The sequence below is a fragment of the Bradyrhizobium sp. KZN70725 genome, assembly GCF_055264925.1.
Map to the genome: position 1 here is coordinate 1 of NZ_JBUYWT010000004.1, position 23,603 is coordinate 23,603.

A 23,603-nucleotide genomic window follows, 5' to 3' on the forward strand; every position below is an offset into this window, starting at 1 on the left:
AGTCGGGCGACAACGCGCGCCCAATCTTTGTTCACAAGCGATTCGTGTGCCATTCCATCTTGGAATCACAAGCGAAGCCAAGGCGCAAATCCTATTTTAGCGCCTATGGGCCTTCGCCGGGACGACGGCGTTGATGCGGCAAGAGCCGGGCTAGAACGCCGTGTACCCGCCGTCGATCACAAAGCAATCCGCCGTATGATAGGACGACGCCTTGCTCATGATGTAGACGGCGATGCCGCCGAAATCGCTTGGCTCGCCGAAGCGGCGCAGGGGGATGCGCGGCATCACATTGGCGACGAACTTGTCGTTGGCCATGATGCCGGCGGTCATGTCGCTCTTGATCCAGCCCGGCAGGATCGCGTTCGCGGTGACGCCGTGGCGCGCGAGTTCGACGCCGAGCGCACGGCACAGCGCATTCAGCGCCGCCTTGGTGCCGGCATAGTGCTCGTTGCGCGCGGTGCCGAACAGCGAGGCGAGGCTCGAGGTCGCGACCAGCCGGCCGAATTTGTCGCCGGCCTCGGCGCGGTCGGTCATGTGGCGTGCCGCAGCCTGGAATACGTGAAACACGCCGTCGAGGTTGGTCGCGAACATCTTGCGCCATTCCTCCTCGGTGCGGTCGATGAAGGCTCTACGTCCGCCGCCGCCGATGCCGGCGTTGGCGAAGCAGCCGTCGACGCGGCCGAAGGTGTCCAGCGTCGCCTTCATCGCGGTCTTGACCGAGCCGGGATCGCTGACGTCGCAGAATTGCGTCGCGACCTTGCCTGGGCCGGCCTTCATCGAGGCCGCGGCGTTGGCATTTTTTTCCGCGTTGCGGCCCCAGATCGAGACGTTGCAGCCGGCGGCGTTCAGCGCCTGCGCGATGCCGAGGCCGATGCCGCCATTGCCGCCGGTGATGACAGCGACGCGGCCGGTGAGATCGAAGATGCCACTCATTGGGGTTTCCATTTGGTTTGGTGCGCGCTAATCACGCGTTCACGGATGGGCTTGCCGCCGACCATGGACAAGCCCGGCACAAAAATCAAATATGGGTCGAAGCATCGACCTACCGCGGTACCCGCCGCCGAAACAAGGTGAAGAGGAAACCATGCAGTTCAAACACGTCACGCTCGACTTCGATGGATCGGTCGCGATCCTGAGGCTCGACCACCAGGAAGTCATGAACGCGGTCTCGATCGACATGCTGGGCGGGCTTGCCGAGGCGCTCGATGCGATCGACGACAAGCGCGACGAGGTGCGCTGCCTGGTGATCACGGGCGCGGGCCGTGCCTTCTGCACCGGCGCCAATCTGCAGGGCCGCAACCAGCAGAAGCCCGGCAAGAGCAATGCCGGCGCGGCGCTGGAGACCGCGTTCCATCCGTTCCTGCGCCGATTGCGTAAGCTGCACTGTCCGATCGTGACGGCGGTGAACGGCCCGGCCGCCGGCGCCGGCATGAGCTTCGCCCTGATGGGCGACCTCATCCTGTGCGCGCGCTCGTCCTATTTCCTGCAGGCGTTCCGCCGCATCGGCCTGGTGCCGGATTGCGGCTCGACCTGGCTGTTGCCGCGGCTGATCGGCAAGGCGCGCTCGGTCGAGCTGTCGCTGCTCGGCGAGCGGCTGCCGGCCGAGAAGGCGCTGGAGTGGGGTCTCGTCAACCGCGTCTATGACGACGCCGCGCTGATGGAAGAAACCATGAAGCTCGCGCACGATCTCGCCAACGGCCCGACGGTGGCGTTGTCGCTGATCCGAAAGCTCTATTGGGACAGCCCGGAAAATACCCTCGAGGATCAGCTCAATCTGGAATTCGAGTCGCAGCGCCTTGCCGGCAGCGCCGAGGATTTCAAGGAAGGTGTCACCGCATTCCTCGAGAAGCGGCCGGCGAAGTTCAAGGGCAAATGATCGAGACCGAACTCACCCGCTGCGTCGCCTCGTTTCATCCCGGCGCGACCGGCGTCACCGGCGCCGCAAAACTCTCCGGCGGCGCCAGCCAGGAGACCTGGTCGTTCGACATCGTGCACCCGAACGGCACTGTCGGCGCGATCCTGCGCCGCGCGCCGCCGGGCTACGGTGCCGCGCCGGGCCGCGCCGCCGGCCTCGATGCCGAGGCGACGCTGATGCAGCTCGCGCATGACGCGGGCCTGCCGTCGCCGAAGGTGATGCATGTCTTGAGGCCGGAGGACGGCCTTGGCCGCGGCTTCATCATGGCGCGGGTCGAAGGCGAGACCATCGCGCGGAAAATTTTGCGCGACGAGGGATTTGCCGGCGCGCGGCCGATTCTCGCCCGCCAGCTCGGCCGCGTCATCGCCGGCATCCATGGCCTGCCGAAGGCCAAGCTGCCGAAGCTGCGCAGCCTGACCGCGACCAGGGAGATCGAGGATCTCTCCCGCGAGTATCACAGCTTCAACTGGCCGCGGCCGGTGTTCGAATTGGCGCTGCGCTGGCTGCGCGATCACGATCCCGGTCCGTCGTCGGAGACGACGCTGGTGCATGGCGATTTCCGCCACGGTAATCTGATCATCGGTCCCGACGGGGTGCGCGCGGTGCTCGACTGGGAGCTCGCGCATACCGGCGATCCGATGGAGGATCTCGGATGGATCTGCGTCAACTCATGGCGCTTCGGCGAGATCGACAAGCCGGTCGGCGGTTTCGGCACGCGCGAAGATTTGTTCGCGGGCTATGAGGAAGCCGGCCGCAGGGCCGACCCCGAGCGCGTGATGTTCTGGGAAGTGATGGGCACGCTGCGCTGGGGCGTGATGTGTTGCGGCATGATGCAGCGCTTCCGAAGCGGCCCGGATCACTCGATGGAGCGCGCGATGATCGGGCGGCGCGCGTCGGAGACCGAGATCGATCTGCTGCGGTTGCTGGCGCCGCGCGCATGATCCCGGAACGTGGAGACCGGTCTTCGGAATCGATCATGCGCAAGAAAGAGAGCAAGTGACATGCAGGACGAACCGACACCCACCGAACTGATCAAGGCCGTCGCCGACTTCCTGCGCAGCGAGATCGCGCCCGCGATCAAGGGGCACCACGGCTTCAAGCTGCGCGTCGGCATCAACGCGCTCGACCTGGTGACGCGGCAGCTCGCGCTCGCCGAGGCCGGCGATGCGACCGAGGCCGCGCGGCTGAAGCAATTGCTGGGCACCGACGGGACGCTGATGGAGCTGAACCGCGTGCTGTCGGAGAAGATCGCAGGTGGCGAGGTCGATCTGAAAACGCCGGGGCTATCGGAGCATCTCTGGCAGACCACGATGGACAAGCTCGCCGTCGACCAGCCGAACTACGCGTCCTACAAGCGGGAGCTCGGAAAGTAGGATGGGTAGAGCGAAGCGAAACCCATCAGGACCACGCGCCAAGCCTCGATGGGTTTCGCTACGCTCTACCCATCCTACGTCGTCATGAGAGGATTGCCGTCATTCCGGGATGGTGCGTCAGCACCAGACCCGGAATGACGAGATTCCGGGTTCGATGCTTCGCATCGCCCCGGAATGACAGAAGGGACGTGCTACCGCCCCAGCCACTTCGGCGGGCGCTTCTCCGAAAACGCCTTCGGGCCCTCGATGTAATCCTGCGAGGCGGCCATCGCCTTCACCGCCGGATAGTCGCGCTGCTCGGCCAGTGCCTGCTCGAGCGAGACTTCGAGACCCTTCTGGATCGCCTGCTTGGAGGCGCGGATCGACATCGGCGAGTTCTTGGTGATGGTCTCGGCCCAGCGCTCGGCGGCTGCCAGCGCCTCGCCCTGCGGCACCACCTCGTTGACGAAGCCGAGTTCGAGGCCTTCCTTGGCGCTGACATGGCGGGCGGTCAGGATCATGCCCATGGCGCGTTTCAGCCCGATCTGGCGCGGCAGCCGGTGCAGGCCGCCGGCCAGCGCAGCGAGGCCGACGCGCGGCTCGGGCAGGGCGAAGGTCGCATTCTCGGAAGCGATGATCAGATCGCAGGCCAATGCGATCTCGAAGCCGCCGCCCATCGCGACGCCGTTGACTGCGGCGATGATCGGCTTGTCGCAGTCGAAGCGGGTGGTCAGGCCGGCGAAGCCGCCCTTGTCCCAGCCGCGCTTGCCTCCGGCAGCCTGCCATTTCAGGTCGTTGCCGGCGCAGAACGCCTTGTCGCCGGCGCCGGTGACGATCGCGACCCACTGCTCGGGATCGGCGGAGAACTCGTCGAACACCTTGTTGAGCTCGAAATGCGCGTCGATATGCAGCGCGTTGTAGACCTCGGGCCGCGACAGCGTCACGATGGTGATGGGACCCCTGCGCGTCACCTTGGAGAATTTCAGATCCATGTTTGCTCCCGTCGATTTTCTGCGGCGAAGAATATTGCTGATATCCTAGCGCCTGCGCGTCGTTCCGTGCCATCCAATTACGCAAGGCGACCGCGCGTGCAAGCCTCGCTCGCCTGCTTGACTTGGCGACAGGCTTCTCACCTTAATCGATCCGAACGCGGATGCGCGACAGCGTCTAGACGCAAAATCAGAATCAACAATATTTCCGGGAGAGACCGCCTTGGATTTCAACTTGCCGGCTGACCTGACAGCCTATCTCGCTGAGCTCGATCGCTTCATCGAACGCGAGATCAAGCCGCTGGAAGAGGCTGACGACAACATCCGCTTCTTCGACCATCGCCGTGAATGGGCGCGCACCGATTTCGACAAGGGCGGCCTGCCGCGCCATGAATGGGAGCTCTTGCTGCGCAAGGCCAAGAACCTGGCCGATGCCGCCGGCCATCTGCGCTTCGCGATCCCGAAGCGCTATGGCGGCAAGGACGGCTCCAACCTGTGGATGGCCGTGATCCGCGAACATTTTGCCTCAAAGGGTCTCGGTTTGCACAACGACCTGCAGAACGAACACTCGATCGTCGGCAATCTGCCGATCGTGACCATGCTCGACCGCTACGGAACCGACGAGCAGAAGGCGATGATCGACGGCTCGATCACCGGCAAGTACCGCATCACGTTCGGTCTGACCGAGCCCGAGCACGGCTCGGACGCCACCCATATGGAAACCAAAGCGGTTCAGGCCACGCGCGACAACGTCAAGGGCTGGATCATCAACGGCGAGAAGATGTGGACGACAGGCATGCATGTCGCCACCCACTGTGCGCTGTTTGCCCGCACCTCGGGCAATGACGGCGACGCGCGCGGCATCAGCTGCTTCCTGGTGCCGGCGAAATCGGCGGGGGTGAAGGTCGAAGAGTATATGTGGACCTTCAACATGCCGACCGACCATCCGCGGGTCAGCTTCACCGATGTGTTCGTGCCGGAGGATGCGCAGTTCGGCGAGGTCGGCCGCGGCCTGTCGCTGGCGCAATGCTTCGTGCACGAGAACCGCATCCGCCAGGCGGCGAGCTCGCTCGGCGCCGCGGTGTACTGCATCAATGAGAGCGTGAAATATGCTCGCGAGCGCAAGCCGTTCGGCAAGGCGCTGGCCGAGAACCAGGCGATCCAGTGGCCGCTGGTCGAGCTCGCGACCCAGGGCGAGATGCTGCGGCTGTTGATCCGCAAGACCGCCTGGGAGATGGATCAACTGACCCAGGCGCAGGTCGAGCACACGCTGTCCGACCGGGTCTCGATGTGCAATTTCTGGGCAAACCGTCTGTGCTGCGAAGCCGCCGACCGCGCGATGCAGGTGCATGGCGGCATGGGCTATTCGCGCCACAAGCCGTTCGAGCACATCTACCGCCATCACCGCCGCTATCGCATCACGGAAGGCAGCGAGGAGATCCAGAAGCGCAAGGTGGCGGGCTTCCTGTTCGGCTACATGGGAGCCGGCAAGCACTAACGCAGAGGAGGCGGCATGAGCATGGAAGGTGGATGCACCTGCAGAAACGTCCGCTACCGCCTGACCGGCAGGCCGCTGATCGTGCACGCCTGCCACTGCACCTGGTGCCAGTGCGAGACCGGCACCGTGCACGCGCTCAACGCGTTGTACGAGGCCGAGCGGGTCGAGCATATCGCGGCCGAGCCCGAGATCGTCGACACGCCCTCGGCGAGCGGCAAGGGACAGAAGATCGCGCGTTGCTCCATCTGCAAGGTCGCGGTGTGGAGCAACTATCCGGGCGCGGGACCGGCGGTACGCTTCGTCCGCGTCGGCACGCTGGATGATCCGAGCCAGTGCCCGCCGGATGCTCACATCTTCACCTCGTCGAAGCAGCCCTGGGTGACGTTCCCGCCGGGCGCGAAAGTGTTCGCCGAGTATTACGATCGGAAAGAGGTCTGGCCGAAAGAGGCGCAGGAGCGGTGGCGCGTCTTGCGGGAGAGGACGGGGAAGAAGTGAAGTGCGACACTCCCTCCACCGTCGTCCCTGCGAAAGCAGGGACCCATAACCACAGTCGGCTATTGGTTGAACGAGATGTGGCCCCAGCGTCGACAGACAATGAACAACGATGGTTATGGGTCCCGGCCTTCGCGGGACGACAGCGAGGGCTAATTCACCTGCCGGTCCTTGCCCGCCCAATACGGTTCACGCAGGCTCCGCCGCAAAATCTTGCCCGACGGGTTGCGCGGCAGCGCCGGGATGAAGTCGACCGATTTCGGTGTCTTGTAGCCGGCGATCCGCTCGCGCGTGAAGTTGATGATGTCGGCCGCGGTCGCAGTCTTTCCCGGCTTCATCACCACCACCGCCTTCACCGCCTCGCCCCATTTGTCGTCGGGGATGCCGATCACGGCGGCTTCCGCCACGTCCGGATGGTCGCACAGCGCGCTCTCGACCTCGGCCGGATAGATGTTCTCGCCGCCGGAGATGATCATGTCCTTGATGCGGTCGTGGATGTAGAGATAGCCGTCCTTGTCCATGTAGCCGGCGTCGCCGGTGCGCAGCCAGCCGTCGCTGTCGATGGTGCGCGCGGTGGCCTCGGGCAGATTCCAGTAGCCGGCCATGTTGGAGCCGGAGCGGGTGGCGATTTCGCCGACTTCGCCCGGCGGCAGCGGCTTGCCGTCCGGATCGAGAATCGCAAGCTCGATGCCGGGCAGCGCCTTGCCGGCGGAGCGCATGCGGTCGAGCCCTTCGATATGGTCTTCCGGCGGCAGCGCGACGATGGTGCCGGTGGTCTCGGTCATGCCGTACATCTGCACGAAGCCGCATTTGAAGACCTCGATGCACTCCTTCAGCAGCGCCGCCGGAATCGGTGAGGCGCCATAGAGCATGTATTTCAGGCGGGAGAAGTCGACCTGCCGCGCGCGCGGCTGCCGCACCACGAACTGCATCGCCGCCGGCACCATGAACAGCTTTGTGATGCCGGACTGCTCGAAGAAGTCGAGCACCTTGGTCGGGTCGAACTCGCGCGCGATTACACCGCGGGCGCCGTGATAGAGGCCCATCACGCCCCAGCCGGAGCCGCCGATGTGGAAGATCGGCATCGCGACCAGCGAGACGTCGTCGGTGGTCCAGCGGTTCCACTCCGGCTTCTCGGCCTCGTTGCCGCTTTGCACGAGGTTGAGGAAATTGGCGTGTGACAGCATCGCGCCTTTCGGCTTGCCCGTCGTGCCCGAGGTGTAGAGCTGGATCGCGATGTCCTTCGGCTCGATCGCAACGCGCGGGTCGTCGCCGCCCTGCGCATCGCGCCAGGCGACGAAGTCGGGCCATTCCGGCGCGCCGCCCTCGGTCGTGATGATGGTGCGAACGCTCGGCAGGTTGTCGCGGATGTTGCGCGCCTGCGTGATGAATTCGGGGCCGACGAACAGGACGGGGGCCTTGCAGTCGTCGACGATGAAGGCGACTTCGGGGCCTGCAAGGCGCCAGTTCACCGGCGCCATCACCACACCGGCCTTCATCGCGCCCATCAACAGCTCGAAATAGAAGTCACTGTTCTTGCCGAGATAGGCGATGCGCTCACCCTTCTCGACGCCCATCGCGATCAGCGCGTTGGCGACGCGGTTGGTCTTGATGTCGAACCCGGCGAAGCTGGTTTGCCGTCCCTCGAATTCATAGGCCAGCGCATCGCCGCGGCTCTTGGCGCGCTCGCGCACCATGTCGGCAAGATTGGTTAGTTTCTGCGCGTCGGACATGTTCCCCCGTGACGTCTTGTTTTGGTTGCACGGAGTGTGGCGGCATCGCGCGGGAAAAACAATACGGAGGAATTGGCCGCGCTGTTTCAACATCGTCGTCCCGGCGAAGGCCGGGACCCATAACCACGAATCTGTATGTGGCGCGACGCTGGGGCCACAACGAGCTCAACAACGCGCAGCGGTGGTTTGGGTCCCTGCTTTCGCAGGGACGACAGTAGTGATTGAGGAGCAAGCGCGGGCCTCAGCCCCGCGCCGCGCGATCCTTCTCGTTCTGCGCCTTGATCGACTCGCGCGCCTTGGTCCAGTCGTCGTCGCTCCAGTCGCGGAGCTGATAGAAATTGCCGCCCATCGCGAGCGCCTGCGCGCCGTCCATGGCGATGGTCTCGCCGTTGATCCAGTCGCAGCCGCCGGAGATCAGGAACACCGCGAGGTTCTGCAATTCCTCCATGGTGCCGACGCGGCCCATCGGGTTCATCGCCTTGGTGCGCGCACCGGCCTCGTCGCCGGGCTTGATGCGCTTGCTCATGCCCTCGGTCGGGATCTCGCCGGGCGCGATGGTGTTCAGGCGGATGCCGTGACGACCCCACTCGATGGCGAGCGACATGGTCATGGCGTGGATCGCCGACTTGCTCATCGCCGATGGCACCACGTAAGGCGAGCCGTTGCGCACCCAGGTCACGGTGATCGACACCACGTTGCCGCGATGCCCTCCGGCGATCCAGCGCCGGCCCACCGCGTGCGTCACGTAGAAGGTGCCGTGCATCACGATGTTGGCGACCGCATCGAAGCCGCGCGGCGACAATTCTTCCGAGCGCGAGATGAAATTGCCGGCGGCGTTGTTGATCAGATCGGTCAGCGGGCCGCTGGTGGTCCAGATCGCCTCGATCATCTCGTCGACCGCCATGGCGTTGCGGATATCGACGCCGTGGCTGACCACGCGCCCGCCATACTCGGCCATCAGCTCGGTCGCGGTTTCGTCGCAGACGCTCTTGCGGCGGCCGCAGATATGCACCTCTGCCCCGAGCTGCAGGAACCGCGAGGCCATGGACTTGCCGAGGCCGGTGCCACCACCGGTTACCAGTATGCGCCGCCCGGCAAGAAGCTGATCAGAGAACATCGTTTCCTCCACGGGGGTTGTCAGTTAATTGGTCGATTGACTAAAAGCGGACAACGGCCTTTGTGTAAAGCGCCAACAAGGAACAGCGGAGGAGATTTCAATGGAAGATCGCGTTTCGATATCGATTTCGGACGGTATCGCCGATGTCCGCCTGGTGCGGGCGGACAAGATGAACGCGCTCGACGCCGCGATGTTCGAGGCATTGGTGGCCGCAACCGACCGGCTTTCCAGGGAAAAAGCCGTTCGGGTGGTGGTGCTGTCCGGCGAGGGCCGGGCGTTCTGCGCCGGGCTCGACATGGGCCGTTTCGCCGCCATGAAGGACGGCGGTAACGGAGTGCCGGGCGGCGAGAAGCGCGATCTCACCGTCCGCACCCACGGCAAGGCCAATTTCCCGCAGCAGGCGGTCTGGGGCTGGCGCCAGCTTCCGGTGCCCGTGATCGCAGCGGTCCACGGTGTCGCGTTCGGCGGCGGCTTCCAGCTCGCGCTCGGCGCCGACATGCGCTTCCTCTCGCAGGATGCGCGGATGTCGATCATGGAAATCAAATGGGGTCTTGTGCCCGACATGGCGGGCACGCCGATTCTGGCGAGCCTCGTGCGCGACGACATCCTGCGCGAGCTCACCTATACCGGCCGCATCTTCTCGGCGCAGGAGGCCCAAAGTTACGGCCTTGCCACCCGCGTCTGCGACGATCCGCGCGCCGCGGCGCTCGAGGTCGCGCGCGAAATCGCCGGCAAGAGCCCGGATGCGATCCGTGCCGCCAAGCGCATGCTCAACAATCTGTCGGTCGACCCGGCGGCCGCGCTGCTCGCGGAATCGGTCGAGCAGCAGAAATTGCTCGGCAGCCCGAACCAGACCGAATCCGTGCGCGCCAATCTGGAGAAGCGCGCGCCAAGGTTTGTGGATGCGGGGTAACGACCGCAGTCATTCCGCAGCGGTGCGCAGCATCGAACCATGGTGCGCAATTGCGCACCGGAGAATCTCGAGATTCCGCGTTCGCGCTCTGCGCGCCCCGGAATGACATTTAACCCGACGAAAGATCGGACAACGACAATGGAAACGTCCCAGCCCTTCCTCGGCATCGTCAGCGGCGGTCGCCGGCGCGATCACGCTGCAGTGGCCGAGCGCGCCGACCGTATTGCCAGCGGCCTCAACGAGCTCGGCGTCAAGCCGGGCGACAGCGTCTGCATGCTGATGCGCAACGACATCGCCTTCATCGAGGCTGCCTATGCCGCGATGCGGCTCGGCGCCTATGGCGTGCCGATCAACTGGCACTTCAAGCCGGAGGAGATCAACTACGTGCTGACGGATTCCGGCACGCGCGTCCTGATCGGTCATGCCGACATGCTGCATCCGCTGCGCGGCGCGATCCCGCCCGGCGTCATCGTGCTCAGCGTGCCGACGCCACCGGAAATCCTCGCCAACTACAAGATCAATCCCGATCATCTGGCGACACCGGATTTCGCGATCGATTTCGAAGCCTGGCTGGCGCAGTTCCCGCGCTATGACGGCCCGGTGGTGCCGCAGCCGCAGAACATGATCTACACCTCGGGCACCACAGGCCATCCCAAGGGCGTGCGCCGCTTCGCGCCGACGCCGGAGCAGACCGCCAATGCGGAAGCAATGCGCGCGATGATCTACGGCCTGAAGCCCGGTGCACGCGCGATCCTGCCCGGACCGCTCTACCATTCCGCGCCGAATTCCTTCGGCTTGCGCTCGGGCAAGCTCGGCGGCGCGCTGGTGCTGATGCCGCGCTTCGACGCGGAGGAGTTTCTGCAGCTGATCGCGCGCGAGCGGATCGACACCATCTTCATGGTGCCGACGATGTTCATCCGCCTGATGAAGCTGCCAGAGGAGGTGCGCTGGAAGTACGACATGTCGTCGCTGCGCCATATCATCCATGCCGCCGCGCCCTGTCCGCCCGATGTCAAGCGCGCCATGATCGAATGGTGGGGGCCGGTGATCTACGAGTTCTACGGCTCGACCGAGTCAGGCGCGGTGACCTTCGCCAATTCCGAGGACGCGCTGAAGAAGCCCGGCACGGTCGGAAAGATCTCGCCCGGTGCCGAGCTTCGCTTCATCGGCGACGACGGCAAGGAGGTGCCGCAGGGCCAGATCGGCGAGATCTATTCGCGGATCAAGGGCAATCCCGATTTCACCTATCACAACAAGGCCGAGAAGCGCGCCGAGATCGACCGGCAGGGATTCATTACCTCGGGCGACGTCGGCTATATCGATGCCGACGGCTACGTCTTCATCTGCGATCGCAAGCGCGACATGGTGATCTCGGGCGGCGTCAACATCTATCCGGCCGAGATCGAGGCGGTGCTGCATGCCGTCACCGGCGTGCACGACTGTGCGGTGTTCGGCATTCCCGATGCCGAGTTCGGCGAGGCGCTGATGGCGGTGGTCGAGCCGCAGCCCGGCGTCGCGCTCGACATCGCCTCCGTCCGCGCCCAGCTGAAGACCGCGCTCGCCGATTACAAGGTGCCCAAGCACATCGAGATCCAGACCAGCCTGCCGCGCGAGGATTCCGGAAAAATCTTCAAGCGCCGGCTGCGCGATCCGTATTGGGAGCGAGCGGGGCGGAGGATCTAGCGCCACAAAACTCGCCGTCGTCCCGGGCAAGCCAACGGGTCGGCGCGAAGCGCCGCCCGATGACAGGCTCCGCGCGACCCGGGACCCATAACCACCAATCTCCGTGTTGCGCGCTGCAGTAGCCCCAGCTTGCTTCGACCGCAGCCGCCGGTGGTTATGGGTCGGCTTTCGCCGGGACGGCGTTGGTGAGTGTGCACCGCCACCAAGTTCATCTTGCGCTGCGGCAAAAAAAGCGCACACTCGGGAGGAGCCGGGCAGCCTCCGGAGTAGCCGAGCCATGTCTCCCCAGGTAATGCCTCCCCAGACCATGCCGTCCGAGACCGAAATCCGCGCCAAGCGTGCCGCAGAGGCCAGCCTTCTGGAAGCGACTGCGCAGGAGGAGGATGCGCGGCTCCGGAACGACATCCGCCTTTTGGGGCGCGTCCTCGGCGACACCGTGCGCGACCAGGAAGGGGCCGACGTATTCGACCTAGTCGAGCGCATCCGCCAGACCTCGGTTCGCTTCCATCGCGACGAGGACAAGCTGGCGCGACGGGAACTGGAGAGCATCCTCGACGGCATGTCGATTGCCGAGACGCTGCAGATCGTCCGCGCCTTCAGCTATTTCTCCCATCTCGCCAACATCGCCGAGGACCAGAACAACATCCGCCAGATGCGCAGCCGCGGGCCGAGCGGGGCGCCGCGGCCGAGCACGCTGGAACAGACGCTGGTGCATGCCCGCCAGGCCGGCATCAGCCCGGCCGATTTGCGCAGCTTCTTCCGGAGCGCGCTGGTCAGCCCGGTATTAACCGCGCATCCGACCGAGGTCCGCCGCAAGAGCACGATGGATCGCGAGATGGAGATCGCGGATCTGCTCGACCGCCGCGAGCGGCTGCAGATGACGCCGGACGAAAGCGAGGCCAGCGACGAGCAGCTTCGCCGCGCCGTGGTGACGCTGTGGCAGACCAATCTGCTGCGCCGGACCAAATTGACCGTCCTCGACGAGGTCGCCAACGGCCTGTCGTTCTACGACTACACCTTCCTGCAGGAGGTGCCGCGGCTGCATTGCGCGCTGGAGGATCGCCTGAACAAGGAGGGTGGCGAGGCCGGTGAACTCGCTTCCTTCCTCAGGATGGGAAGCTGGATCGGCGGCGATCGCGACGGCAATCCCTTTGTCACCGCGGAGGTGATGCGCGGCACGCTGCGCCTGCAGTCGAGCCAGGCGCTCAACTTCTACCTCGAGGAGCTGCATGCGCTTGGCGCCGAATTGTCGCTGGCGGCGCATCTCGCCGACGTCTCGGACGAGCTGCGGAGCCTCGCCGAGCGTTCGCCCGACACCTCACCGCATCGCAGCGGCGAGCCGTATCGTCTGGCCGTTTCGGGCATCTATGCGAGACTTGCGGCGACAGCCTCCCGGCTCGAGGTCGAGACCACGCGGCCGCCGGTCGGCAAGGCCGAGCCCTATGCGCGCGCCAGGGAATTCCAGGCCGATCTCGACGTGCTCAACCGCTCGCTGATTGCGAACAATTCCAGCGTGATCGCGCGCGGCCGGCTGCGGCTGTTGCGGCGGGCGGTGGATTGCTTCGGCTTCCATCTGGCGCGACTCGACATCCGCCAGAACTCGGCGGTGCACGAGCGCACCATCGCCGAACTGTTCGACACCGCCAATCCGGGGATGTCCTATCTGGCGCTCGGCGAGGACGCCCGCGTCAGCCTGCTGCTGGGCGAGCTGCGCAATGCACGGCCGCTAGCCTCGCCCTTCGTGAAATATTCCGGGGAGACCCAGAGCGAGCTCGCCGTGTTCCGAGCCGCGGCCGAGGCGCATGCCAGGTTCGGGCCGGAGGTGATCTCCCAATGCATCATCTCGATGTGCCAGGGCATGTCCGACATGCTCGAGGTCGCGGTGCTGCTGAAGGAGGTCGGGCTCGTCAATCCGTCCGGCCGCAGCGCCGTCAACATCGTGCCGCTGTTCGAAACCATCGAGGATCTGCAGGCCTCCAGCGGCATCATGGACCGCATGCTGGTGCTGCACGATTATCGCAAGCTGGTCGACAGTCTCGGTAGCGTGCAGGAGGTGATGCTCGGCTATTCCGACAGCAACAAGGATGGCGGCTTCGTCACCTCGGGTTGGGAGCTCTACAAGGCAGAGATCGGCCTCGTCGAGGTGTTCGAGCGCCACGGCGTGCGGCTGCGCCTGTTCCACGGCCGCGGCGGTTCGGTCGGCCGCGGCGGTGGCCCGAGCTATGACGCGATCATCGCGCAGCCCGGCGGCGCCGTGAACGGCCAGATACGCATCACGGAGCAGGGCGAGATCATCTCGTCGAAATATTCCAATGCCGAGGTCGGCCGCAGCAATCTGGAAATCCTCGCCGCGGCGACGCTGGAAACCAGTCTGCTGCAGCCTCGGCAGAGCGCGCCGCGCCCCGAATATCTCAAGGCGATGGAGGAGATTTCCGCGCTCGCCTTCAAGGCCTATCGCGGCCTTGTCTATGAGACCGAAGGCTTCGCCGATTATTTCTGGGGCTCGACCGTCATCAACGAGATCGCGACGATGAACATCGGCAGCCGCCCGGCCTCGCGCAAGAAGACCCGCGAGATCGAGGACCTGCGCGCCATTCCGTGGGTGTTCTCCTGGGCGCAATGCCGGCTGATGCTGCCGGGATGGTATGGTTTCGGCAGCGCGGTCGAGAGCTGGATATCAGAGCATCCGGAGCAGGGCATGGCGTTCTTGCAGGAGCTCTATCGGGAATGGCCGTTCTTCCGCACGCTGCTCTCCAACATGGATATGGTGCTGGCGAAGAGCTCGATCGCGATCGCCTCGCGCTATGCCGAGCTGGTGCCTGACGTCGCGTTGCGCGAGAAGATTTTCGGCCAGATCCGCCGCGAATGGCATCTGTCGATCGAGACGCTGCTCGACATCATGGGGCATGACCGGCTGCTGCAGGGCAACCCGCTGCTGGAGCGCGGCATCCGCAACCGCTTCCCGTACATGGATCCGCTCAATCACGTGCAGGTCGAGCTGTTGAAGGAGTATCGCGCACAGAACCCGGACGAGCAGGTGCTGCGCGGGATTCAGATCACGATCAACGGGATTTCGGCGGGGCTGAGGAATAGCGGCTAGCTACGCTGTCGTCCCGGCGAAGGCCGGGACCCATAACCACGACCGGGAGTGTCGTGAACGATGTGGGCCCCAGCTTTCTTCAACAACCAACTGCAGTGGTTATGGGTCCCGGCGCAGGCCGGGACGACGGTTAGATCAACAGTTGTGCGCGCCCTTCGTCTCGACATAGACCGCGTAGAGCGACTGGCTTGCCGTCATGAACAGGCGGTTGCGCTTCTTGCCGCCGAAGGTGAGGTTGGCGCAGGTCTCCGGCAGCAGGATCTGGCCGATCCGCTGGCCGTCGGGCGCAAACACCTGCACGCCGTCGTAGCCCGGTCCGACCCAGCCGGCGCCGACCCAGATATTGCCGTCGACGTCGACACGCAGGCCGTCCGGGAAGCCTGACTTGCCGTCCAGCGTCATGTCGATCAGCGTGCGCGGGTTGGAGAGCTTGTCGCCGTTGAGGTCGTACTGCCAGACGATGTTCTTGGCATTCGGGTAATGCGTGGTGCCGGTATCGCAGACATAGACCTTCTTGTAGTCGTGGCTGAAGGCGATGCCGTTCGGCTTGAACGGCTCGTCCGCGACCTTGGTGATCTGGCCGGTCGCAGCATCGATGCGATAGACGGCTTCCTTCTGGTAGGGCTGCTTCGATCCCGTGTTGGCCAGTTGGCCCTCATAGATCGAGATCGCGCCGTAGCCGGGGTCGGTGAACCAGATCGACTTGTCGTTGGGATGCACGACCATGTCGTTCGGCCCGTTGAGCTGCCTGCCATTGGCCTGCTCCGCCAAGGGCGTGACGGTTCCGTCGTGCTCGTAGCGCACCAGCCGGGTGCGCTCGGCGGTGATCTGGCGGCCCTCGAAATCGAAGGTCGAGCCGTTGGCCTCGTTTGACGGCTTGTGGAATTGCTCGGAGATGTGGCCGTCATCGTCGAGATAGCGCAACTGCCGGTTGGCCGGGATATCGCTCCAGACCAGATACTGGCCCTGCGCGTTCCAGGCCGGGCCTTCCGCCCACAGGCAGCCGGTGTAGAGCCGCTTGATCGCGGTGTTGCCGACCTTGGCCTTAAAGCGCTTGTCGTCGATCACGACGATGTCTGGATCGGGATAGCGCTGCGGCTCCGCGTTGGGGCCGAAGTCGCGCGCTGCGGCATCGGATGCGGCCATCGCGGTTGCAGCAAGCGCGGTTGCACCGCGCAAGATTGTCCGACGGTCGAACGCCTTTGCACCGTCGCCCTCGTGTTTCTGAATGTTGCTTGGATTTGTCACGAAAGTCCTCCCAGGCTTTTTTGTTATCGGGAGGACGATCATACCCCCGCAATTCTGGCACAATGCGGGCACGCCATGATGAAACAACCAAAGAGTGTGTCGCCCCCGCCTAGCGCGCGATTGCGCGCGGAGTTCGCCGAGGCGACGATTTCATAAAACTGTCAGATCGGATCGGAGGATCAGATCAAGTTCAGATCGGATCCCAGGTGAAGACGTCGGCCGAGCGGTCGAGCTTGGCGAACGATCCCTTCAGCGCCGGCATGCCGTGTTCGGCAATGGTCTCGGGCGTCCAGCCTTCGCCGCGATGAACCGAGCGCACCGGACGATGCTGGCCGAACAGGAAGATTTCGTTCATGCGCACGCCGAAGATCTGTCCGGTGACGTCCTTGGCCGCGTCCGAGAGCAGATAGGCGCAGACCGGCGCGATCTTCTCCGGGCCCATCTGCTTGATCTTCTCGACGCGCGCCTTCTCGGCGTCGGTCTCGGTCGGGATGGTGCCGATCATGCGGGTCCAGGCGAACGGCGACACGCAGTTCGAGCGCACGTTGAAGCGGCCCATGTCGAGCGCAATCGATTTCGACAGGCCGACGATGCCGAGCTTGGCGGCGGCGTAGTTGGCCTGGCCGTAATTGCCGATCAGGCCGGAGGTCGAGGTGAAGTGCACGAAGGAGCCCGACTCCTGCTCGCGATAGATCCGCGCCGCGGCGTGGCTGACATAGAACGAGCCCATCAGATGCACCTTGATGACGGCCTCGAACGCTTCCACGCTCATCTTGTGGAAGATCATGTCGCGCAGGATGCCGGCATTGTTGACGACGCCGTCGAGCCGGCCGAAATGATCGGTCGCGGTCTTCACGATCTTGCTGGCGGGAATGGCTTCCGCCACCGACTCGAAATTGGCGACCGCGGTGCCGCCGCGCTTCTTGATCTCCTCGACCACCTCCTCGGCGGGCGCGGCACTCGTGCCGGCGCCATCGGCGGCGCCGCCGGGATCGTTGACCACGACCTTGGCGCCTTCCGCCGCGCAGAGCAGCGCGATTTCGCGGCCGATGCCGCGCCCCGCGCCGGTGACGATGATGACTTTATCCTGCAGTGATTTTGCCATGTCGGTTCTCCTGGTTTGCTCTCCGTCATTCCGGGATGGTGCGAAGCACCAGACCCGGAATCTCGAGGTTCCGGGTTCGCGCTTCTCGCGCCCCGGAACGACGGAGTTGTTACTTCTCGTTCGTAAAGATGATCGTGCCACTTGCGGCGAACATGCCGCCGACGCCGTGGCAGACCGAGATCTTTGCGTTCGGCACCTGCGCCGGCGCGATACCGCGCATCTGCCGCACGCTCTCCTGCAGCGCGTACATGCCGTACATGCCGGAGTGCATGTAGCTAAGGCCGCCGCCATTGGTGTTGAGCGGCAGCTTGCCGCCGGGGCGGGTGTTGCCGTCGGCGATGAACTTGCCGGTCTCCTCATACGGCATGAAGCCGAGGTCGCCGAGGCCGTAGAGCGGCAGATGCGCGAATGCATCGTAGATCATCAGATGATCGACGTCCTTGTGGGTGATGCCGGCCTCCTTGAAGGCCAGCCGCCCTGCCACTTTGAAGGCGCGCGATGAGTCGAACGTCTTCATTTGGCTGACCATCGGCGTTTCCACGCTCTCGCCGGTGCCGAGGATGTAGACCGGCTTGTTCGGGAAATCCTTGGCGCGGTCGGCCGAGGTGAGGATCAGCGCGCCGCCGCCGTCGGTGACGAGGCAGCATTGCAGCAGCCGGAACGGATAGGCGATCATCCGCGAGTTCAGGACGTCGGCGACGGTGATCGGGTCCTTCATGGTCGCGCGCGGGTTCTTCCCCGCCCATTCGCGCTGCACCACCGCGACCATCGCGAGCTGCTCATGCGTGATGCCGTGGGTCTTCATGAACCGCAGCACGGGAATCGGAAACATGCTCGGCGGCCCGTAGACGCCGAACGGCGCCTCGAACTGGCCGTTGAGGCTGTCGGCCGGCGTGAAGCGCGGCTGCTTGCCGATCATCGACTTGCCGCTTTCGGCATGCGTGATCAGAACGGTCTTGCACAGGCCGGCCTCGATCGCCGCAGCGGCGTGGCGAACATGCAGCATGAAGGAGCAGCCGCCGACCGAGGTGCCGTCGACCCAGGTCGGCGTGATGCCGAGATAGTGCGCCATCTGCTGCGGGGTCTCGACCGCAGTAGCGAAGCCGTCGATGTCGCACAGCTTCAGGCCGGCGTCCGCGATCGCATTCAGCGCCGCGTCCGCGTGCAGCTGGATCTGCGACATGTTCGGGATGACGCCGAGTTCGGTGGTTTCGGCCGCACCGACGACGGCAACCTGGTTCCTGCGCATCACATTACCCCTTTGCCGGACGGAACAAGGGAAGCGTGATCTTGTCGTCGAGCGCCTCGAAGGCGACTTCGAGCCGCATGTCGAGCTCGAGCGCTTCCGGCGTCTGCGGACAGTCGATGATGTTGCTCATCATGCGCGGGCCTTCGTCGAGCTCGACCACGGCGATCGCGTAAGGCGGCGTGAAGCCGGGCGCGGCCGGACGGTGGTTGATGACGTAGCTGTAGAGCTTGCCCTTGCCGCTGGCCTTGAAGATCGAGACCTTGCGCGAGGCGCAGGAGGGGCAGAACGGCCGCGGCGGAAAGTAGACATTGGCGCAGGCATCGCAGCGCTGCAGGCGCAGCTCGCCAGCCTTGGTGCCATCCCAGAAATGCTGGGTCTCCGGTGTCGGCTTTGGTTTCGCGCGCGCGGGCTCGGCCATGTCTGATGTCTCCTCCCGAAATCGTTACAGTCTTGATGCGACATTGAACCAAGGCCCGTCAACGGTCCATCCATGCTGCGCGCAGCGGCCTGTGTCCCGCGCATGCCGCATATTCCGCCCCTCGCACAATTGCTAAGGCCGCGATGCTTGTGTCGCTCCGATCCGGCGCGTAGAAGGGCCGCGTCCAAGATACGCCCAAGACACGTTCAAGATAGCCGGGAGGAACATATCATGCTGAGGATCATCGGCGCGGCACTCGCTGCCAGCCTCGCATTCGCCACGCAGGCGATGGCCGCCGACGCACCGTCGGAGATCAAGATCGGCACGCTCTACGCATCCTCGGGGCGCTACGCCTCGATCTCGATGCCGGTCTACAGCTCGCTGAAATTGTGGGTCGAGCAGAAGAACGCCGAGGGCGGCGTCTTCGTGAAGGCGTTCGACAAGAAGATCCCGATCAAGCTCGTCTCCTATGACGACCAGAGCAACACCGCGACCGCCTCGACGCTTTATAATCAGCTCGTCACCCAGGATAAGGTCGATCTCCTGGTCGCCGATTCCGGATCGGTGCTGACGGCGCCCGCGGTTGCGATCGCGCGCGATCACAAGATGTTCCTGTTCGACCAGACCGGCACCGGCGCGAGCTTCTTCTCCAAGGACAATCCCTACATCGCGCTGATGGCCGATCCGGTGTCGACGGTGTGGCCGAAGCCGGTCGCCGACTTCATCAGCCATGACGGCCCTGGCCTCGGCATCAGGAAGGTCGCGATCCTCTATTCGACCAACGAGTTCACCGGCACCCAGGCCAACGCGTTCCGCAAGTTCGTCAAGGAGTCCGGCGCGCCGATCGAGATCGTCTATGACCAGGGCGTTCCGACCGAGACCACCAACTACAACGTCATCATCAACAACATCAGCAACGCCAATCCCGACGCGGTGATCCATTTCGGCTATGCGCCGAACGACATCGCCTTCCTGCGCAACGTCCAGGACGTCGGCACCAAGTTCAAGATGCTGTTCGCGATCTATGCCGGCCTCGAGACCGAGTTGCTCGAGAAGAACGTCGGCGCCAAGGGTCTCGAGCACATCTGGACCTATGTGCCGCCGTCCGAATTGGACTATCCCGTCAATTTCGGGATGAACATGAAGGATTTCCGCGCCGCCTGGACCAAAAAGTACAACGACGGCAAGATGGAGTTCGGCTTCAACGCGGTGGCCGGCTACACCACGGCGCTGGTGATCGAGAAGACGCTGTCGGTAGCGACCAGCCTCGACCAGATGGAACTGCGCCGCGCGGTGTTCTCGCTCAGCGGCCAGCTCAAGACGCTGGACGGCACCTTCGCGCTGGATGAGACCGGCGGCCAGATCGGCGAACTCACGCCGCTCGGCCAGCTCACGGTCGACGAGCACGATCACATCAAGTTCGTCTCGATCTATCCGCACGAGACCGCCACCGGCAAGCCGATCTACCCGGCGCCGTGATGCAGGTGGGTGCGGCAGGCGTAACCGTCGGCGGCGAGCGGTAGCATGACCTATGCGCTCGTTGCCGGCGTGCTGTTCGGGCTGTATTTCAGCCTGGTTGGCATCGGTCTCAATCTCGTGTTCGGCGTCATGCGCATCGTCAACCTTGCGCATGGCGACATCCTGATGCTCGGCGCCTTCATCGCGCTCGGCGTGGTCGGCCTCGCCGGCATCGACCCGCTGTTCGCGGTGCCGCTGGCCTTCGTGGTCTTCGTGCTGGTGGGCGTGCTGCTGTACTGGGTGCTGGTGCCGCGGCTGCAGGGCTCGGCCAATCCGGAAATGCTGTCGATCATCCTGTTCTTCGGTCTGTCGCAGGTGATCGAGGCCGTCACCACGATCTTCGCCGGCACCAGCGAGCGCTCGATCCAGAGCCGGCTGCTCGGCACCGTGTTCACGACCATCAAGGTAAAATGGTTCGGCGGCAAGGCGGGTGGGGCAGGGCCGATCCAGATCTTCGGCCAGGGTTTTCCCGCGCCTTGGGTGATCGCGGCCATCACCAGCCTGATCGCGATCGCGCTGGTCTACCTCTATCTCTACCACACCCGGCTCGGCACCCTGACCCGCGCCGTGATGTCACGGCGCGACGAGGCATTGGCGACCGGCATCGATGTCGATCGCGTCTCGGCGGCGGCGTTCGGTATCGGGCTCGGCATCGCGGCGGTCGCCGGCGTGTTCGCGCCTTTCATGTTCGGCTCGGTGACGCCGGCGTTCGGCGCCGACGCGACGGTGACGTCGTTTGCGATCGTCGTGCTGGGTTCGCTGGGCAATCCGCTCGGTACCGCGATCGGCGGTGTCGTCTACGGTCTCTGCTACATGCTGGTGCAGACCTATCTCAGTTCCTGGGCCGACTTGCTGCCCTATGTGTTGTTGATCGTGATCCTGTTGTTGCGCCCGAGCGGTCTGCTCGGAAGGCGGGTGCGCGTTGCATAACGCCTCGAAGCACCTGCTGTTCATCCTGGCGCCGTTGGTGGTGGTGTTCGCACTGCTGCCCGGCGTCTATCAAAACCATCTGCTGCTGTTCAACTTCGTGATCTTCCTGATCCTCGCGCAAGGCGTGAACATCATCTATGGCTTCACCGGCTATCTGCCGTTCGGGTATGTCGGCTTCTTCGGCGCCGGCGCCTATGGCTTCGCCATCATGGTGATGCATCTGCATACACCGGCGTCGCTCGCCGTGCTGGTCGGCGGCGTCGTGGCGGTTGCGCTCGGCCTGTTGCTGACGCCGCTGCTGCGGCTGTCGGGCGCGTATTTCGCGATCGCCAACCTCGCGGCCTCGCTCGCGGTGCTGCATTTCGTCGCCAACCCCGCGCTGGAGGGGATCACCAAGGGCCCCTACGGCGTGTCGCTCACCGGCACGTTCAACCCGACCCACGCCTACTATGCCGCGGTCGTCGTGATGGCGCTGACGGTCGGCGCCGTGGTCTATCTGAAGAACTCGCCGTTCGGGCTGGCGCTGCAGGCCGTGCGCGAGGATGCGGTGTCGGCCTCGATGGCCGGCGTCAATATCGTGAAGATGCGGGTGATTGCCTGGCTCGCCTCGGCGCTGGTCGCCGGCCTCGCCGGCGGCATCTATGCCTGGTACGTCTCGGTGTTCTATCCGGACAACGTGTTCTCCGGCGAGTTCAGCATCTTCGCGATCGTGTTCGCGCTGTTCGGCGGCGTTGCCACCATCACCGGACCGATCGTCGGCGTGCTGATTCTCTACGGCATCTACAATCTGATCGGCTTCACCACGCCGCAATATTTCCAGCTGATCTATGGTCTCCTGATCATGGGCCTGGTGCTGTTCCTGCCCTCTGGACTGGTGTCGCTGGCAACCCGCAGGGGGTGGCATGTCCCCTGAGAAAACCCCGATCCTCAAGGTCTCGAAGCTGGTGAAGCGCTTTGGCGGCTTCCACGCGCTCGATGGCCTCAGCTTCCACGTCGTGCCCGGCGAGATCCTCGGGCTGGTCGGCCCGAACGGCTCCGGCAAGACCACGGCGATCAATGTGATCTCCGGTCTCTATGCGCCAGACGGCGGCGAGGTCGTGTTCGACAGCGTGTCCGCCGGCGGCGTCGCCTCGCACAAGCTCGTTCACCGCGGCATCAACCGCACCTTCCAGGTGCCGAAGCCGTTCCTGTCGCTCACGGTACGCGAGAACATCCAGGTGGCGCTGGCCTATGGCGGCGCGACCGGTGCGCCGTCGATTGCCGAACTGCTTGAGGATTTCAGGCTGAAGGAGGTCGCCGACCGTCCGGCCGCCGATCTCAACAGCGCGCAGCAGAAGATGCTCGATCTGACCCGTGCGCTCGCCACGCGGCCGCGGCTGCTGCTGCTCGACGAACTCGCGGCCGGCCTCAACCCGGCGGAGCTCGACTGGATCGCCGGCCGCATCAAGGCCTTGGCCGCGACCGGCATGGCGATCATCGTGGTCGAGCATCTGATGGGCTTCATCGAACAGATCACCGACCGCGTCATCGTGCTCAATGCGGGCAAGGAGATCTTCGAGGGCACGCTGGCGACCGCGGTACGCGAGCCGCAGGTGATCGAGGTATTTTTGGGAGGCGAGCATGCCCACTGATGCGGTGTCGCTTCTGGACACGAGGGGCGTCGATGCCGGCTACGGCACCATGCAGGTGCTGTGGGGCGTCGATCTCGACGTCCGCCCCGGCGAGACCGTGCTGCTGCTCGGCGCCAACGGCGCGGGCAAGACCACGTTCCTGAAGTCGCTGGTCGGCCTGATCGAGGCCCGCAGCGGCCACATCAAGCTCGGCGGTGAGGACATCACCAGGATGCGCTCGTCGGACCGCATGAAGCGTGGCATGACCTACATGTCGGAGCTTGCGGTGTTTCCCGACCTGTCGATCGAGGAAAATATCCGCGTCGGCGCGCAGGCGCTGGGCCATGCCAATCCGGGGGCGCGGGTCGACGAACTGTACGGCCTGTTCCCGGTGCTGCGCGACAAGCGCCGCGATCCCGCGTCCAGCCTGTCCGGCGGTCAGCGAAAGATGCTCGGCATCGCCAAGGCGCTGTCGGCCGAGCCGAAGCTGCTGGTGATGGATGAGCCCTCGGCCGGGCTGTCGCCGCTGTTCGTCAAGGAGGTGCTGCGCGCCTTGTCGAGCCTGCAGGGCCGCGGACTGGCACTCTTGATCGCGGAGCAAAATATCGGTTTTCTCGAGATTGCCACCCGCGTATTCGTGCTGGAAGGCGGGCGGATCCGCTTCTCCGGCACGGTTGCCGAGATGAGCGGCAATGAAGAGCTGCACCGCGCCTATTTCGGGCTGAAGTGATGC

General features: G+C 64.6%; 21 protein-coding genes. 13 read left to right on the forward strand and 8 right to left on the reverse strand.

All coding sequences use genetic code 11. The features are described 5' to 3' along the window. Positions 1-150: 150 nt before the first annotated feature. Positions 151-933, reverse strand: coding sequence for an SDR family NAD(P)-dependent oxidoreductase (locus ACZBJS_RS04905; RefSeq protein WP_016845858.1), 783 nt, complete (start codon positions 931-933; stop codon positions 151-153). A gap of 151 nt (positions 934-1,084) precedes the next feature. On the opposite strand from ACZBJS_RS04905, the gene ACZBJS_RS04910 reads away from it, so the two are divergent. From ACZBJS_RS04910 to ACZBJS_RS04920, 3 genes are read left to right on the forward strand one after another with little or no spacing between them, the layout of a single operon-like run. Beyond that, positions 1,085-1,876 carry an enoyl-CoA hydratase/isomerase gene (locus ACZBJS_RS04910; protein WP_018270541.1) on the forward strand — a complete coding sequence of 264 codons (792 nt, stop codon included), beginning with the start codon at positions 1,085-1,087 and terminating at the stop codon, positions 1,874-1,876. Continuing rightward, complete coding sequence (locus tag ACZBJS_RS04915; RefSeq protein WP_057015739.1) at positions 1,873-2,856, forward strand: phosphotransferase family protein; 984 nt, start codon at positions 1,873-1,875, stop codon at positions 2,854-2,856. Before ACZBJS_RS04910 ends, ACZBJS_RS04915 begins: the two co-directional genes overlap by 4 nt. A 60-nt stretch (positions 2,857-2,916) precedes the next feature. Further along, complete coding sequence (locus tag ACZBJS_RS04920) at positions 2,917-3,288, forward strand: DUF6285 domain-containing protein (RefSeq protein WP_316397849.1); 372 nt, start codon at positions 2,917-2,919, stop codon at positions 3,286-3,288. Between the two features lie 191 nt (positions 3,289-3,479). Here ACZBJS_RS04920 and ACZBJS_RS04925 read toward each other — a convergent pair whose 3' ends face one another. Continuing rightward, complete coding sequence (locus ACZBJS_RS04925) at positions 3,480-4,259, reverse strand: enoyl-CoA hydratase-related protein (RefSeq protein ID WP_076827202.1); 780 nt, start codon at positions 4,257-4,259, stop codon at positions 3,480-3,482. A gap of 220 nt (positions 4,260-4,479) precedes the next feature. On the opposite strand from ACZBJS_RS04925, the gene ACZBJS_RS04930 reads away from it, so the two are divergent. After that, positions 4,480-5,754, forward strand: a complete 1,275-nt coding sequence (locus ACZBJS_RS04930; RefSeq protein ID WP_316397850.1) for an acyl-CoA dehydrogenase family protein — start codon at positions 4,480-4,482, stop codon at positions 5,752-5,754. A gap of 15 nt (positions 5,755-5,769) precedes the next feature. Next, complete coding sequence (locus tag ACZBJS_RS04935; protein ID WP_316397851.1) at positions 5,770-6,249, forward strand: GFA family protein; 480 nt, start codon at positions 5,770-5,772, stop codon at positions 6,247-6,249. A gap of 149 nt (positions 6,250-6,398) precedes the next feature. Here the strand turns inward: ACZBJS_RS04935 and ACZBJS_RS04940 are convergent, their stop codons facing one another. After that, the gene (locus ACZBJS_RS04940; RefSeq protein ID WP_316397852.1) at positions 6,399-7,979 is read right to left on the reverse strand and encodes a fatty acid--CoA ligase; all 1,581 of its coding nucleotides are present in this window, start codon (positions 7,977-7,979) and stop codon (positions 6,399-6,401) included. 241 nt (positions 7,980-8,220) lie between these two features. After that, positions 8,221-9,096: an SDR family oxidoreductase gene (locus ACZBJS_RS04945; RefSeq protein ID WP_225641612.1), complete on the reverse strand. Its 876-nt coding sequence runs from the start codon at positions 9,094-9,096 to the stop codon at positions 8,221-8,223. Positions 9,097-9,196: 100 nt separating this feature from the next. On the opposite strand from ACZBJS_RS04945, the gene ACZBJS_RS04950 reads away from it, so the two are divergent. The 3 genes from ACZBJS_RS04950 to ppc all read left to right on the forward strand — a co-directional run bounded on the left by ACZBJS_RS04950 (position 9,197) and on the right by ppc (position 14,792). Continuing rightward, positions 9,197-10,009 (forward strand): crotonase/enoyl-CoA hydratase family protein, encoded by an 813-nt coding sequence (locus ACZBJS_RS04950; protein ID WP_076832960.1) that lies wholly within the window; start codon positions 9,197-9,199, stop codon positions 10,007-10,009. Between the two features lie 138 nt (positions 10,010-10,147). Next, complete coding sequence (locus ACZBJS_RS04955; RefSeq protein ID WP_463438464.1) at positions 10,148-11,692, forward strand: acyl-CoA synthetase; 1,545 nt, start codon at positions 10,148-10,150, stop codon at positions 11,690-11,692. A 292-nt stretch (positions 11,693-11,984) separates the two neighbouring features. Further along, a complete protein-coding gene (ppc, locus tag ACZBJS_RS04960; protein WP_463438546.1) occupies positions 11,985-14,792 on the forward strand; it encodes a phosphoenolpyruvate carboxylase in 2,808 nt (935 codons plus the stop codon). Positions 14,793-14,927: 135 nt separating this feature from the next. Here ppc and ACZBJS_RS04965 read toward each other — a convergent pair whose 3' ends face one another. The 4 genes from ACZBJS_RS04965 to ACZBJS_RS04980 form a co-directional block, all read right to left on the reverse strand. After that, entirely contained in the window at positions 14,928-16,040 is a 1,113-nt protein-coding gene (locus ACZBJS_RS04965) for an SMP-30/gluconolactonase/LRE family protein (protein ID WP_461192920.1), read from the reverse strand. 190 nt (positions 16,041-16,230) lie between these two features. Then, entirely contained in the window at positions 16,231-17,145 is a 915-nt protein-coding gene (locus ACZBJS_RS04970) for an SDR family oxidoreductase (RefSeq protein ID WP_018270553.1), read from the reverse strand. A gap of 109 nt (positions 17,146-17,254) precedes the next feature. Next, complete coding sequence (locus tag ACZBJS_RS04975) at positions 17,255-18,394, reverse strand: thiolase C-terminal domain-containing protein (RefSeq protein WP_057015757.1); 1,140 nt, start codon at positions 18,392-18,394, stop codon at positions 17,255-17,257. A 4-nt stretch (positions 18,395-18,398) separates the two neighbouring features. Further along, positions 18,399-18,812, reverse strand: coding sequence for a Zn-ribbon domain-containing OB-fold protein (locus ACZBJS_RS04980; protein ID WP_016841161.1), 414 nt, complete (start codon positions 18,810-18,812; stop codon positions 18,399-18,401). A 231-nt stretch (positions 18,813-19,043) separates the two neighbouring features. Here ACZBJS_RS04980 and ACZBJS_RS04985 point away from each other — a divergent pair, with 231 nt between their 5' ends. The 5 genes from ACZBJS_RS04985 to ACZBJS_RS05005 are packed head-to-tail and all read left to right on the forward strand — an operon-like array spanning position 19,044 to position 23,600. Beyond that, the gene (locus ACZBJS_RS04985; RefSeq protein ID WP_253640319.1) at positions 19,044-20,291 is read left to right on the forward strand and encodes an amino acid ABC transporter substrate-binding protein; all 1,248 of its coding nucleotides are present in this window, start codon (positions 19,044-19,046) and stop codon (positions 20,289-20,291) included. A gap of 45 nt (positions 20,292-20,336) precedes the next feature. Continuing rightward, a complete protein-coding gene (locus ACZBJS_RS04990; RefSeq protein WP_253640318.1) occupies positions 20,337-21,260 on the forward strand; it encodes a branched-chain amino acid ABC transporter permease in 924 nt (307 codons plus the stop codon). Beyond that, a complete protein-coding gene (locus ACZBJS_RS04995; protein ID WP_463438465.1) occupies positions 21,253-22,173 on the forward strand; it encodes a branched-chain amino acid ABC transporter permease in 921 nt (306 codons plus the stop codon). The genes ACZBJS_RS04990 and ACZBJS_RS04995 overlap by 8 nt, the downstream gene beginning before the upstream one ends. Further along, the gene (locus ACZBJS_RS05000) at positions 22,163-22,891 is read left to right on the forward strand and encodes an ABC transporter ATP-binding protein (protein WP_141339460.1); all 729 of its coding nucleotides are present in this window, start codon (positions 22,163-22,165) and stop codon (positions 22,889-22,891) included. Before ACZBJS_RS04995 ends, ACZBJS_RS05000 begins: the two co-directional genes overlap by 11 nt. Then, entirely contained in the window at positions 22,881-23,600 is a 720-nt protein-coding gene (locus ACZBJS_RS05005) for an ABC transporter ATP-binding protein (protein WP_057015727.1), read from the forward strand. The genes ACZBJS_RS05000 and ACZBJS_RS05005 overlap by 11 nt, the downstream gene beginning before the upstream one ends. Positions 23,601-23,603 lie beyond the last annotated feature (3 nt).

Coding starts and splice junctions, on each gene's coding strand:
- ACZBJS_RS04905 (WP_016845858.1), bottom strand. CDS start 933: ATGAGTGGCATCTTCGATCTCACCGGCCGCGTCGCTGTCATCACCGGC.
- ACZBJS_RS04910 (WP_018270541.1), top strand. CDS start 1,085: ATGCAGTTCAAACACGTCACGCTCGACTTCGATGGATCGGTCGCGATC.
- ACZBJS_RS04915 (WP_057015739.1), top strand. CDS start 1,873: ATGATCGAGACCGAACTCACCCGCTGCGTCGCCTCGTTTCATCCCGGC.
- ACZBJS_RS04920 (WP_316397849.1), top strand. CDS start 2,917: ATGCAGGACGAACCGACACCCACCGAACTGATCAAGGCCGTCGCCGAC.
- ACZBJS_RS04925 (WP_076827202.1), bottom strand. CDS start 4,259: ATGGATCTGAAATTCTCCAAGGTGACGCGCAGGGGTCCCATCACCATC.
- ACZBJS_RS04935 (WP_316397851.1), top strand. CDS start 5,770: ATGAGCATGGAAGGTGGATGCACCTGCAGAAACGTCCGCTACCGCCTG.
- ACZBJS_RS04940 (WP_316397852.1), bottom strand. CDS start 7,979: ATGTCCGACGCGCAGAAACTAACCAATCTTGCCGACATGGTGCGCGAG.
- ACZBJS_RS04945 (WP_225641612.1), bottom strand. CDS start 9,096: ATGTTCTCTGATCAGCTTCTTGCCGGGCGGCGCATACTGGTAACCGGT.
- ACZBJS_RS04950 (WP_076832960.1), top strand. CDS start 9,197: ATGGAAGATCGCGTTTCGATATCGATTTCGGACGGTATCGCCGATGTC.
- ACZBJS_RS04955 (WP_463438464.1), top strand. CDS start 10,148: ATGGAAACGTCCCAGCCCTTCCTCGGCATCGTCAGCGGCGGTCGCCGG.
- ppc (WP_463438546.1), top strand. CDS start 11,985: ATGCCTCCCCAGACCATGCCGTCCGAGACCGAAATCCGCGCCAAGCGT.
- ACZBJS_RS04970 (WP_018270553.1), bottom strand. CDS start 17,145: ATGGCAAAATCACTGCAGGATAAAGTCATCATCGTCACCGGCGCGGGG.
- ACZBJS_RS04975 (WP_057015757.1), bottom strand. CDS start 18,394: ATGCGCAGGAACCAGGTTGCCGTCGTCGGTGCGGCCGAAACCACCGAA.
- ACZBJS_RS04980 (WP_016841161.1), bottom strand. CDS start 18,812: ATGGCCGAGCCCGCGCGCGCGAAACCAAAGCCGACACCGGAGACCCAG.
- ACZBJS_RS04985 (WP_253640319.1), top strand. CDS start 19,044: ATGCTGAGGATCATCGGCGCGGCACTCGCTGCCAGCCTCGCATTCGCC.
- ACZBJS_RS04990 (WP_253640318.1), top strand. CDS start 20,337: ATGACCTATGCGCTCGTTGCCGGCGTGCTGTTCGGGCTGTATTTCAGC.
- ACZBJS_RS05000 (WP_141339460.1), top strand. CDS start 22,163: ATGTCCCCTGAGAAAACCCCGATCCTCAAGGTCTCGAAGCTGGTGAAG.
- ACZBJS_RS05005 (WP_057015727.1), top strand. CDS start 22,881: ATGCCCACTGATGCGGTGTCGCTTCTGGACACGAGGGGCGTCGATGCC.